Source organism: Terrabacter aeriphilus (genome assembly GCF_039542985.1).
GTDB lineage: Bacteria > Actinomycetota > Actinomycetes > Actinomycetales > Dermatophilaceae > Terrabacter > Terrabacter aeriphilus.
The window spans coordinates 54,709-66,594 of sequence record NZ_BAABIW010000006.1 but is presented as its reverse complement, the minus strand read 5'-3'; the positions used below and the strand labels follow the sequence as shown (position 1 = coordinate 66,594).

Sequence of the window (11,886 nt, the reverse complement as noted above, 5' to 3'; positions counted from 1 at the left end):
GGTCATGCGGCGGTGCTCCGTTTCCGTTACTTGAGGCCGGTGGTGGCGATGCCCTCGATGAAGCGCTTCTGGAAGATGAGGAAGACGACGAGGATCGGGATGATCACGACGGTGGCGCCGGCGAGCAGCAGCCCGTAGTTCGTGCTGTTCTGGCCGGTGGAGTAGAGGGCCAGCGCGACGGGCAGGGTGTAGTGGTCCTCGGTCTGGGCCACGACGAGCGGCCAGAGGAAGTTGTTCCAGCTGCCGAGGAAGGTGAGGATCCCGAGGGTCGCGAGGGCCGGCCCGCAGAGCGGCAGGATGATGCGGAAGAAGATCCGCAGCTCGCCGGCACCGTCGACGCGACCGGCGTCGAGCAGGTCCTTGGGCAGCCCGAGGATGAACTGGCGCATGAGGAAGACGCCGAACGGGCTGACGAGGAACGGCAGGAACAGACCGGGCAGCGTGTTGACGAGGCCCGCGTTGGCGACGAGGACGAAGAGCGGCACGAAGGTCACGACACCGGGGATCATCAGCGTGCCCATGACCGCGACGAAGATCGCCTTCTTGCCCTTGAAGTCGAGCATCGCCAGGGCGTAGCCGAGCATCGAGCAGAAGATGAGGTTGCCGGCCGTGACGACGACGGCGACGACGATCGAGTTGGAGAAGTACTGGCCGAAGTTCAGCTTGCTGAACAGCTGGGTGTAGTTGTCGAGCGACGCGCTCTCGGGCAGCCAGGTGGGCGGCACCTGGCGCAGCTCGCCCTCGCCCTTGAAGCTGCCGAGCACCATCCAGACGAACGGTGCGATGACGGCCACGAGGGCGACGGTCAGCACGAGGTAGAGCCACCAGCGGTTGCCGCGGCTCGAGCCGGCCATGCCGGACGACGCGCGGGCGGGCCCGGCGGGACGGTGCGCGCGACGCGAGCGATCCGCGGCGGGCGGGGCCTTCGTGTCGACGGACATGTCAGGTCCTCTCTCGGAGCAGTCGGAACTGGATGGCGGTGACGATCGCGATGACGACGAAGATGAGGTAGCTCATCGCCGAGGCGAGGCCGTAGTTGCCGAAGCCGAACTGCTGGTAGGTGCTCATCGACAGCGAGATGGTGCTGTTGAGGGGGCCGCCCTTGGTCATGACGTAGGGCTCCTCGAAGAACTGCAGGTAGCCGATGGCGGTCGTCACCATCACGAAGAGCAGGGTCGGGCGCAGCAGCGGGAGCGTGACGTAGCGGAACCTCTTCCACGCCCCGGCGCCGTCGATCGCGGCGGCCTCGTGCAGCTCGGCGGGCACGGCCTGCAGGCCGGCGAGGAAGATGATCATCGCGGTGCCGAAGTTGCGCCACGCCGCCATGAGGATGAGCGAGGGCATCGACCAGTTCGGGTCGCCGAGCCAGTTGGGGCCGGTGATGCCGACCCAGCCGAGCACGGTGTTGATGAGGCCGCCCGGGTCCTGCAGCAGGAAGCGCCAGACGACCGCGACGGCGACGATCGAGGTGATGACCGGCATGTAGAAGCCGAGGCGGAAGATCGCGCGGAAGCGGGTGATGCCCTTGTCGAGCGCGACGGCCGCGGCGAGCGCGACGACGAGGGTGAGCGGCATGCCGACGAGGACGAAGTAGGCGGTGTTGCCGGCCGCCTTGCGGAAGGTCGGGTCCGACAGGGCCTTGGCGAAGTTGTCGAACCCGACGATGTTGACGGCGAAGGGGTTGCGCAGGTCGCGCGCCTTCGTGTCGGTGAAGCTCATGAAGAGCGACTGGATCACCGGCCACGCCGTGAAGGCGAGGAAGAGCAGGCAGAACGGGATCGCGAGGATCCAGGCCGCCCGCCCCTCCCGCCGGCGGGACGAGTCGTCCCGCCGACGGGTGCCGGTCGTGCCGGTCTGGACGGTCATCGGACTACAGACCCGTCCCGATGGACTCGGCCGACGCCTGGGCGGTCTTGAGGCCCGTCGCCGGGTCCTCGCCCGTCTTCGTGATCTTCTCGAGCTCGCCGTCGAGGCCCTTGACGGCCTGCTCCCACGTCGGGAACGACGGCGGGGCCTTGGCGGTCTCGAGCTGCTTGCCGAAGACGGCGAGCTTCTCGTCGGAGGCGAGGTCGCCCTGGTCCCACGCGCTCTTGACCGAGGGCAGGTCGGTGGAGAGGGTGTACCACTTGGCCTGGACCTTGGGGTCGCTCAGCCACTGGACGAACTTCCACGACGTGTCGCGGTTCTTGGTGTTCTTGAAGACGACGAAGTTCGAGCCGCCGACGAACGAGGACGACCCGGCTGAGCCGGCGGGGATCGGGGCGACGTTGTACTTGTCCTTGAAGCCGGCGCCGCCGACCTTCTCGACCGCGGACATCATCCACGGGCCGGAGATGAACATCGGCACCTTGCCGCTGACGAAGTCGGGCTCCGTCGTCGGGGTCGCGGGGGCGCTCTTGTTGGAGATGCCGTCGGTGAAGAACGACTGGTAGTACTGCGTGGCCTTGAGCAGCTGCGGGCTGTCGAAGTTGTAGGCCTTGCCGCCGTCCTTGGTGAGGTCGGCGCCGTCGCTCCAGGCGAACGGCATGACGGTCTGCCACGAGCCCTCGCCGCCGGCCTGCAGGCCGATGCCGTACTGCGCACCGGCCTTGGTCTGCATGGCCTTGGCCATGTCCTTGAGGCCCTGCCAGTCGGTGGGCGCGGCGTCGAAGCCGGCCTTCTTGGCGAGGTCGCTGCGGTAGAAGAGCACGCGGGTCTCGACGTACCACGGGATGCCGTAGGAGGTGCCGTTCACCTCGGTGGTCTTCTGCGCGCCCTCGAAGAAGCCGCTCTTGTCGATCTGGGCCGGCGTCGGGTCGAGCGCGTCGCTGCTCGCGAACTCGCCCATCCACGTCGTGCCGACCATGGCGACGTCGGGGGTGTTGCCCGAGGCGATGGAGGCGGTGAACTTGTCGTGCGCGGCGTCCCACGGGATGGCGGTGACCTGCACCTTGACGCCGGGGTTGGCCGCCTCGAAGTCCTTGGTCAGCTCGGGCAGCTTGTCGCCCTCGGCGCCCATCGCCCAGACGGTGATGGTGCCGGTGGCCTTGCCGGTGCTGACGGCGGCGCCGGTCTGGCCGCCCGTGGTGGCGCCGGTGTCGGCGCTGCGGCCGCACGCGGTCACGGTGAGGGCCGCGGCAGTCATGCACGCGACGGTGATGGCTGTGGTGCGTCTCATCGGTCTCTCGCTTTCTCGGTGTTCTCCGACGGCGGTGTCGGGGGGTGGGGGTCAGGCGTCGGTGGTCGAGGTGGGGTCAGGTGGGCGGGGGCAGGCGGGGCGAGGCGCCCGGGGCCGGCGCGAGCCTCAGGGGCGTGGGCACCCGCACGAGGTGCGGACGACGAGCTCGGTGGCGAGCACCTGTGGCTCGAGCCGCGGGGCGCCCCCCGCGACGCGGTCGTGCAGCCGCTCGGCCGCGACGGCGCCGAGCTCGCGCACGGGCTGGCGCACCGTGGTGAGGCCGGGGCGCACGTAGCGAGCGGTCATGACGTCGTCCCAGCCGACGACGGCCACGTCGCCGGGCACGTCGCGGCCGGCATCCTGGAGCCGGGTCATGGCGGCGAGCGCGAGCTCGTCGTTGGCGCACACGAGGGCGTCGGCCTCGAGCTCGCCGGAGAGGAGCCGCTCGGCGACGGCCCGGCCGTCGGCCTCGCGGAAGGCCACGCGCACCGGTGCGGCGGGCACGAGGCCCCGCGCCGCGTGCGCGGCGACGAAGCCCACGTGGCGGTCGGCGATGTCGGGGGCGCCGGCGGGGTCGCCGACGAAGAGGAGGCGGGTGCGCCCGTGTGCCAGCACGTGCTCGGTCAGCCGCTCGGCGCTCGCGGCGTTCTCGGCGCCGACGCCCTCGATGCCGTCCTGGGGCGTGCCGGCGATGATGACGACGGGCTTCTGCCCGTGCAGGGCCCGCGCGACCGCGGGCGGCATGGCGGCCGAGCCGAGCACCGCGATGGCGTCGACCCGGGTGGCGAGCTGGCGCACGGCCCGGCCGATGTCGCCCTTGCCCTCGGTCAGCATGAGCGTCACGCTCTGGCCGAGCTCGGCCGCGCGCGACTCGAACCCGATGAGCAGCTCGGAGTAGTAGGGACCGGAGAGCTCCGGCAGCACGAGCCCGTGGGCCTCGTGGTGGCGCACGGCGAGGCTTCGGGCAGCGCCCAGGGGCACGTAGTTGAGGGCGTCGACGGCGTCGAGCACCTTCTGGGAGGTCTTCGACGACACGGTGCCGGCGCCCTGCAGCACCCGCGAGACGGTGGCGATCGAGACGCCGGCCCGCTCCGCGACGGAGTAGATCGTGGCCCCGGTCGAGGGGGAGGACGAGGGCACGGTGGCCATGGTGATCCTCCTCCGGGTCTCGTCGTCGAGTCACGTCGCGCTCGGTGTAAGCGCTTACATCTGTCCCTCCATAGTGCACAGGTCCGAGCCCGGGCGCAAGGTCCTCCCCCGGCCGTATGCCGTCGACCGCGTCCGCCACTCAGCCCCCTCGCGCTCATGATGGGTCGGAAGCCGTTGCGGCACAGTGTGATTCGCGACCCGTCAAGACGCGTAGCTCAGCCCTGCATCAGCCCGACCACTTGCCGTCCGCATCGAGAGCACCGCGACGGTAGGACCTCCTGCCGCCCTCCGCGCGGACGGATGACGCACCCTGCCCCCGTCGCTGGTCCCGTGGGAGCGGACACCCACCACGAAGCTGCGTCATCGGTCCCCGGAGACGACGCACCGGAGCGGGCCCGGGGTGCGCCGAGCGCGGCACGGCAGGCCACGGTCGTGGAGTCGCCGGCGCGCAGCACGGTCACGACGTGCAGATCCACGCGGAGAAGGGCGATGAGATCGAGGTGGCCGTCGCCCGTCATCCCTGCATCAGCCCGACCATGTTGCCGTCCGCGTCGGCGAGCACCGCGACGGTGCGACCGCCGCCGACCTCCGTGGCCGGCTGGCACACGGTTGCACCGGACTCGACGAGGGCGGTCAGGGCCTCCCCGAGGTCGTCGACGGGCCAGTACGGCGTGGCGCCGGTCAGGCCCTTGCGGTGCCCGTTCGGGTCGAGGGCGATCTCCTGCCCGTCGACGGAGTAGCCGACGTAGTAGGGCTCGTCGGTGTGCGGCTCGGTGTGCAGCAGCGCGGTGAAGACCGCCTTGGCGGCGGCGAGGTCGGTGACGGGGTAGATGAGGGTGTTGACGGCGGACATGGTGCGCTCCTTAGTGGGTTCGTGTCTCGGGGACGCCGTCGTCACATCGAGTGGCTCCGGCTCGTCAGTGCTATGACGGATGCCGAGCGGAGGATGTGACGACGATGGACACCAGCGAGAAGGACACCGACGGGACCGGCGCAGGCGGGGCCGGTGACGACGGCGACGAGTGGCTCACCCGGGCCTTCGAGGAGCACCGGCCGCGGCTGCGCGCGGTCGCCCACCGCGTGCTCGGCTCGGCCGCCGACGCCGACGACGCGGTGCAGGAGGCCTGGCTGCGGCTGCACCGCAGCGACACGAGCGAGGTCGACAACCTCGCCGGCTGGCTGACGACCGTGGTCGGCCGGATCAGCCTCGACATGTTGCGATCCCGCGCCAGCCGGCGCGAGCAGGACTGGGACGGCGGCCTCGCCGAGCTCGTCGCGGCCGGGGGCGGCGCCGGAGCCGCCGGGACGGCCTGCCTTCACGCCGTGGCGGCACCACCCGCGCCCGACCCCGCGAGCGAGGCGGAGCTCGCCGACAGCATCGGCCTCGCCCTCCTCGTCGTGCTCGCCACGCTCGCACCTGCCGAGCGGCTCGCCTTCGTGCTGCACGACCTCTTCGGCATGCCCTTCGAGCAGATCGCCGACGTCGTCGACCGCTCCCCCGCGGCGACGCGCCAGCTCGCGAGCCGCGCCCGGCGGCGCGTGCGGGCGGCGGACGCCGGTGAGCACGCTCCCGCGCGCACCCGGCAGCGCGAGGTGGTCAGCGCCTTCCTGACGGCCGCCCGCGGCGGCGACTTCGCCGCGCTCCTCACGATGCTCGACCCCGACGTCGTGCTGACCGCCGACGAGGCCGCCGTCGTCATGGGCGCGCCAGCCGCGCTGCACGGCCCCGAGGCCGTCGCCGGGCGGTTCAACGGCGGCGCCCGCTCGGCACGGCTCGCCGCCTTCGACGGCGGCCTCGGTGCCGTGTGGACGCTGCACGGGCGCCCCCAGGTCGCGTTCCGCTTCACCGTCGAGCAGGACCGCGTCACGCGCGTGGAGATGGTCGCCGACCGCGACCGCCTCGATGCCATGGAGATCTGGTACCTCGGGCTATCGTCGGAGCGTGGCTGAGGGGATGCGTGCAGCGGTCGTGCTGGGCTCGGGCGGCGCCCGGGGCTACGCCCACGTGGGGGCGCTCGAGGTGCTCGCCGAGCGCGGTTTCGAGGTGGTCTCGATCGCCGGCACCTCGATGGGCGCGCTCGTCGGCGGGGTCGCCGCAGCCGGGCGGCTCGAGGAGTACACGGCGTGGGCGCGCAGCCTGACGCAGCGCGAGGTGTGGCGCCTGCTCGACCTCAACATCGCCTCGCCGGGCGGCGCGATCCGCGCCGAGCGGATCATCGCGAAGGTGGGCGAGATCCTCGACGGCGCGACCATCGAGAGCCTCCCGATCCCGTTCACCGCGGTCGCCACCGACATCAACGCGCGCCGCGAGGTGTGGTTCCAGCGCGGCCCGGTCGAGCACGCGATCCGCGCCTCGATCGCCATCCCCGGCGTCATCACTCCCGCCGTCATCAACGGGCGCGTGCTCGTCGACGGCGGCCTGATCAACCCGATCCCCATCGAGCCGACCGCCGCCGCCTCGGCCGACCTCACCATCGCCGTGTCGCTCTCGGGCATGCGCGCGACCGGCGGCCCGACGACGCCGGTCAAGGAGTCGTCGGAGCAGCGGCCGCGCGAGGAGTGGGCGACCCGGCTGCGACGCAGCGCCACCGAGGTGCTCGAGTCCGAGCGCGTGCGGGCGATCACGAGCCGGTTCGGCGCGCACCCCCGTGACGTCGACCCGGAGGCGCCCCTCCCGCCCGGGGCGGACGCGGCCGTGCCGCAGACCCCGACCGAGGCGCTCGTCGTCCGGTCGGCGGACGTCGGGCTCGTCGACCTGCTCAACATGTCGTTCGACACGATGAGCGCCCTCATCTCGCGCTACCGGATGGCGAGCAACCCGCCCGACGTCCTCGTCACCGTGCCCTCCAACGCCGTGCGCACCCTCGACTTCCACCGGGCGGCCGAGATGATCGAGCTCGGCCGGCAGCTGACAACCGAGGCCCTCGACCACGCCGGTTACTGAGCCGGTGTCGGTGGTCCAGCCGCTGTCGGTGGCCCGGCAGCTGTCGGTGGTCAGGCGCAGACTCGTCCCGTGGTGATCCTGCACGCCGACGCCGACGCGTTCTTCGCGGCGGTCGAGCAGCGCGACGACCCGCGGATGCGCGGGCGGCCCATGGTCGTGGCCCACGAGGTCGTCGCCTGCCCGTCCTACGAGGCCCGCGCGCTCGGCATCCACGCCGGTATGCCGCTGCGCCAGGTGCAGCGTCGGTGGCCGCAGGTGCTCGTCAGCGGCTACCGCGACGAGGCCTACGCCGAGGCCTCGGCCGCGCTCTTCGCGCTCTTCCACCGCTTCACGCCGCTCGTCGAGCCCGGCTCGGTGGAGGAGGCCTTCCTCGACGTGACCGGTCGCGACGACGGCGACCCGGTCGGCCTCGCGCGCGCCCTGCGCGAGGCGGCCCGCGCCGAGGTCGGCCTGCCCGTCTCGGTCGGTGTCGGACGCACCAAGCTCATGGCGAAGCTCGCGAGCCGCCGCGCGAAGCCCGATGGCCTCGTCGTCGTCGACGCAGGGCTCGAGGCCCACCTCCGCCCGGGCCTGCGGCTCGACGACCTCTGGGGCGTCGGCGCCACGACGTACGAGAAGCTCCACGCGACAGGGCTGTTCGACGTGGCCGACCTCGACGGCCTCGACGTCGAGGACCTGACGTTCGTCGTCGGCACGGCCATGGCACGCCGGCTCGTCTCCATCGCGCGCGGCACCGACGACGCGACGATCCGCCTCCCCGGCGCGCGACGGTCCGTGAGCGCGAGCCGCTCGTTCCCCGCCACGCGCACCCGCTCGAAGGTCGTCGCCGTCCTCGACACGTGCATCGAGCGCGCGGTCACGCGGGTCCGCGGCCTCGACGACCCGCCCCGGCTCCCCCGGCGCCTCGAGGTGCTCGTCCGCTACGACGACGGCACCACCGCGGTCGAGCGCGCACCGCTCGACGCGCCGACCCTCGACCCCGCCGCCCTGCGCACCGCGGCGGGGCAGCTGCTCGAGCAGACGGCATACGACCGCGACGGGCGCGGCGTCACGCTCGTCGGCGTCACCCTGCCCCTGCCCGCCCCCGCTTGACCTCAGGTGCGCTCGAGGTCGCAGCATGGGCCCGTGACCCCGACCGACCCCGCCCTCGAAGGCCCCGCCCTGACCGACACGGAGGCGGCTGCCTACCTCGCGCGCATCGGCGCGCCGGCCCCGCACGCCCCGACGCGCGCGGCCCTCTCGTCGCTGCACCTCGCGCACCTGCTGGCCGTGCCCTTCGAGAACCTCGACATCTCGCTCGGCCGGCCGATCCGGCTCGACCGGGCTGCCCTGCTGGACAAGGTCGTCAGGCGAAGGCGCGGCGGCTACTGCTACGAGCTCAACGGCCTCTTCGCCCTGCTGCTGCGCCACCTCGGGTATGCCGTCGACCTCGTGTCGGCCCGCGTCGCCACGGGCGACGGCGGGCTCACCCCCGAGTTCGACCACCTCGCGCTCGTGGTCTCGGGGGGCGACCTCGACGGGCCGGTGCTCGCGGACGTCGGCTTCGGCGACGCCTTCGTCGAGCCGCTCGTGCTGCGCGACCACGAGGAGCGGGCCGAGCCCGGCAAGCACGTCGGCCTCCTCGCGGCCGGCGCCGACTGGCACTACCGCGAGCGCCGACCCGACGAGCCGTGGCGCACGCAGTACGTCTTCACGGCGACGCCGCACGCCCTCTCGGACTTCGAGGCGCGCCACCACTGGCAGCAGACCTCGCCCGAGAGCCACTTCACGCGCTCACGGGTCGTCTCGCGGCTCACCCCGACCGGCCGGGTCACCCTGAGCGGCGACCGGCTCATTACGACGACGCACGGCCGGCGGCACGAGACCCGGCTCTCGGAGGACGACGTACGCCGGGCCCTCGTCGAGCACTTCGGGATCGTCCTCGAGCGCCGCGACCCCGTGGGGTGAGCAGGGCTCAGCCCCAGGCGTCCTCGGTCGGGCGGCAGAGGCAGAAGGGGTGGCCGGCCGGGTCGGCGTAGACCCGGAAGCCCCGGTCCGGTGCCGGCTGCGGCGGGGAGGTGGGGTCGAGGGCGGTGCCGCCGAGGGCGAGCACGCGCTCGTGGGCCGCGGCGATGTCGACGACGACGAAGTCGAGGTGGGCCTGCTGCTGGCCTCGTGGCCAGTCGGGCGACTCGTGGTCCGGCGCGAGCTGCGTCGCGATGCGCGGCCCGTCCCACAGCACGTTGAACCAGTCGCCGTCCGGGTCGGCCTCCACCCGGCCGCCGAGCAGGTCGGCGTAGAACTGCGCGACCCCGGCCGGGTCGGCGCAGTCGAGGGCGACGCAGTCGTAGCCGATCGTGCTGTCAGGACGGCTGGTGTCGCTCATGGGTCCTCCGGTCGCTTCGGGCCGGCGCGTCGGTGCGCCCGTCCCGCTGCACCTACCCAACCACCCCGTCGGGCCACACGAGCGTGGTCGAGGTGACGGGTCGCACCGTCGAGCTCGGGGCCGACCCCGCGATCGTCACCGTGTGCGTGCCCGGCGGGAGGCCCGCGAAGGACGCCTCACCGTGCCCGTCGACGACCGACGGGGCGGCCGTGGCGAGCACCCGGCCGTCCGCGGCGCGCACCGTGACGGTGACCGCCTTGCCCGACGGGTCGACGCCGGCCACGTCGGGCTCGAGGTCGAAGGCGACGCCGAGGCCCTCCTGCGCGGTGACGAGGTCGGGCACGACGGCGCGCACGCTCGTGTCCGTCAGCTCGCGCCGGCGCAGCGGCCGGGCCGAGAGGATCTCCTGCACCTGGTCGAGCACGGTCTGGTTGCACTGGAGGTTGGCGTGCTGCTCGGGCACCCGCACCGCGAGGTTCGTGTCGAGCGACTCCCCGAGCCCCACCGCGCCCGTCAGCGGCACCGTGCCGTCGCCGAGGTCGTCGTCGGCCCCGAAGCCCCGGTAGGTCGTGACGTGGCCGCCGGCGATCTGGACGGTCGTCGCCGTGGGCTGCCGGACGCCGACGACGAGGTGCGCCGCGCGACTGCCCGGTCGCGCGGCCTCCGCCGCCTGCAGGTCGGTGTGGAAGGCCATCGCATCGGCGACCATCGCGGTGCTGACGTTCGGCAGCGACACCTCCGTCGTCTTCGCGTAGCCACCCTCCGCGCCCGGGTCGGCGATGCACGCGAACTCGGGCAGCAGCTGGAAGAGCGAGGGCAGGCTCCGGGAGAAGGCGGTCAGGTCGATCGACAGCGGGCCGATCCCCTTCCTGACCCCGTTGACGAGCTGCTCGAGCGCGTCCGTGGCGCCGCGCCAGGGGGTGCCCAGGGTGATCAGCGTGCGCGTCACCTCGGCTCCCCCGCACCTCTCGACGTACCACCGGGCGACGAGACCGCCCATGGAGTGGCAGACGAAGACGACCTCGGCGTCGGCATACGCCCCACCCTGCGCGCGCAGCTGCTCGAGGGCCGGCTCGACGACGGCCTTGAGGCGCTCGCCGTTGTAGCGGTTGGAGAGGCGCCAGTCGTAGGCGAACGGGATGAGCGTGGCCGGCTTCCCGCCGGTGCCGCGCCGGTAGCCCTGCTGCTCGAGCGAAGCGAGGAGCACGTCGTAGCCGCGGATCGGCGTCCAGATGCCCGGGATCACGTGCACGTCGGGCATGAGCGCGACCGGCTCCACCCCGTCGCCGGGATGGCCGTCGCCGATGCCCTCCGGCAGGGCCTGGCGCAGGATCGAGCTGCCACCGGTCAGCAGCTTCCAGACCGCTCCGGCGCTCGGCGCCCAGATGAGGTTCTCGCTCGCGGGCGACCCGTCGTCGCCGCGGATCCCGAGGGTGCTCCCCGTGATGCCCGGGAGCACCACGACCAGGTCGTTGCTCGTCATGCACCAACGGTGGCACGCGCGGGGTCCGGTGATACCCCATTCCACGGATCGGCGTCTCCGCCCCCTACGGACATCGGGTATGGATGCGGCACAGTGGGATCCGGAACCCGCCGGACGAACGAAAGGCCACCCGTGGACATCACCGACGTCATCCTTCGCCAGCACGACGAGCAGCGGCGGATGTTCGCCATGCTCGAGGAGTGGCCGCGCGACGACCACGAGGGCCTCGCGGCCCTGTGGAAGCGCCTCGAGATCCTCCTCGAGACGCACGCCGAGGCCGAGGAGCTCTACTTCTACCCCGAGCTGCTCCGTCTCGGCACCGGTGGCGCCGACGCCGAGTCGGTCGACGAGGAGGTCGAGGACGCCGTCCACGACCACAACGAGATCCGCAAGGCCGTGCGCCGGGTCGGCCGCTGCCGCACCGGCTCCGACGCGTGGTGGACGGCCGTCGTCGACGCGAACGTGCACAACAGCGACCACATGGGCGAGGAGGAGCGCCAGGACCTCGCCGACTTCCGCCAGCAGTCGAGCCTCGAGCTGCGGCACGAGATCGCGCTGCAGTTCCTCCGCTACGAGGCCGTGCGCTGGGCCGACGGCATCACGCCCAAGGACAAGGACCCCGAGGGCTACGTCAAGACCAAGAAGTCGAGCACGCCCTCGGCCACGGCGAAGAAGGCCGCCAAGGCGGCGAAGAAGGCGGCCACGACCGCCCCCGCGCGCAGCGCGCGGTCGAAGACGGCGTCGGCGGAGGCCTCCGAGGAGGAGTGACCCCCGGGTCCCGGGCGCCC

The 11,886-nt window shown here is 72.6% G+C and carries 12 protein-coding genes; 5 read left to right on the top strand and 7 right to left on the bottom strand.

Features of this window, described 5'->3' with window-relative positions; all coding sequences use genetic code 11:
- Positions 1–26: 26 nt before the first annotated feature.
- From ABD979_RS02555 to ABD979_RS02535, 5 genes are all read right to left on the bottom strand, one after another.
- Entirely contained in the window at positions 27–941 is a 915-nt protein-coding gene (locus tag ABD979_RS02555; RefSeq protein ID WP_425583897.1) for a carbohydrate ABC transporter permease, read from the bottom strand.
- A gap of 1 nt (position 942) precedes the next feature.
- On the bottom strand, positions 943–1,866 hold the full coding sequence (locus tag ABD979_RS02550; protein ID WP_345505862.1) for a carbohydrate ABC transporter permease: 924 nt from the start codon (positions 1,864–1,866) through the stop codon (positions 943–945).
- 4 nt (positions 1,867–1,870) lie between these two features.
- Entirely contained in the window at positions 1,871–3,124 is a 1,254-nt protein-coding gene (locus tag ABD979_RS02545) for a sugar ABC transporter substrate-binding protein (protein WP_345505861.1), read from the bottom strand.
- A gap of 159 nt (positions 3,125–3,283) precedes the next feature.
- Positions 3,284–4,306 carry a LacI family DNA-binding transcriptional regulator gene (locus tag ABD979_RS02540; protein WP_345505860.1) on the bottom strand — a complete coding sequence of 341 codons (1,023 nt, stop codon included), beginning with the start codon at positions 4,304–4,306 and terminating at the stop codon, positions 3,284–3,286.
- Positions 4,307–4,820: 514 nt separating this feature from the next.
- Positions 4,821–5,159 (bottom strand): VOC family protein, encoded by a 339-nt coding sequence (locus ABD979_RS02535; protein WP_345505859.1) that lies wholly within the window; start codon positions 5,157–5,159, stop codon positions 4,821–4,823.
- 104 nt (positions 5,160–5,263) lie between these two features.
- On the opposite strand from ABD979_RS02535, the gene ABD979_RS02530 reads away from it, so the two are divergent.
- The 4 genes from ABD979_RS02530 (at position 5,264) to ABD979_RS02515 (ending at position 9,197) form a co-directional block, all read left to right on the top strand.
- Positions 5,264–6,256, top strand: coding sequence for a sigma-70 family RNA polymerase sigma factor (locus ABD979_RS02530; RefSeq protein WP_345505858.1), 993 nt, complete (start codon positions 5,264–5,266; stop codon positions 6,254–6,256).
- Entirely contained in the window at positions 6,249–7,250 is a 1,002-nt protein-coding gene (locus ABD979_RS02525; RefSeq protein ID WP_345505857.1) for a patatin-like phospholipase family protein, read from the top strand. The genes ABD979_RS02530 and ABD979_RS02525 overlap by 8 nt, the downstream gene beginning before the upstream one ends.
- Positions 7,251–7,319: 69 nt before the next feature.
- On the top strand, positions 7,320–8,342 hold the full coding sequence (locus tag ABD979_RS02520; RefSeq protein WP_345505856.1) for a Y-family DNA polymerase: 1,023 nt from the start codon (positions 7,320–7,322) through the stop codon (positions 8,340–8,342).
- Positions 8,343–8,375: 33 nt separating this feature from the next.
- Complete coding sequence (locus ABD979_RS02515; RefSeq protein ID WP_345505855.1) at positions 8,376–9,197, top strand: arylamine N-acetyltransferase family protein; 822 nt, start codon at positions 8,376–8,378, stop codon at positions 9,195–9,197.
- A 7-nt stretch (positions 9,198–9,204) separates the two neighbouring features.
- Here the strand turns inward: ABD979_RS02515 and ABD979_RS02510 are convergent, their stop codons facing one another.
- Together ABD979_RS02510 and ABD979_RS02505 are read right to left on the bottom strand one after the other, a co-directional pair.
- Positions 9,205–9,615 carry a VOC family protein gene (locus tag ABD979_RS02510; RefSeq protein WP_345505854.1) on the bottom strand — a complete coding sequence of 137 codons (411 nt, stop codon included), beginning with the start codon at positions 9,613–9,615 and terminating at the stop codon, positions 9,205–9,207.
- A gap of 52 nt (positions 9,616–9,667) precedes the next feature.
- Entirely contained in the window at positions 9,668–11,098 is a 1,431-nt protein-coding gene (locus ABD979_RS02505) for a lipase/acyltransferase domain-containing protein (protein ID WP_345505853.1), read from the bottom strand.
- 132 nt (positions 11,099–11,230) lie between these two features.
- On the opposite strand from ABD979_RS02505, the gene ABD979_RS02500 reads away from it, so the two are divergent.
- Positions 11,231–11,866, top strand: coding sequence for a hemerythrin domain-containing protein (locus tag ABD979_RS02500; protein ID WP_345505852.1), 636 nt, complete (start codon positions 11,231–11,233; stop codon positions 11,864–11,866).
- Positions 11,867–11,886: the final 20 nt, after the last annotated feature.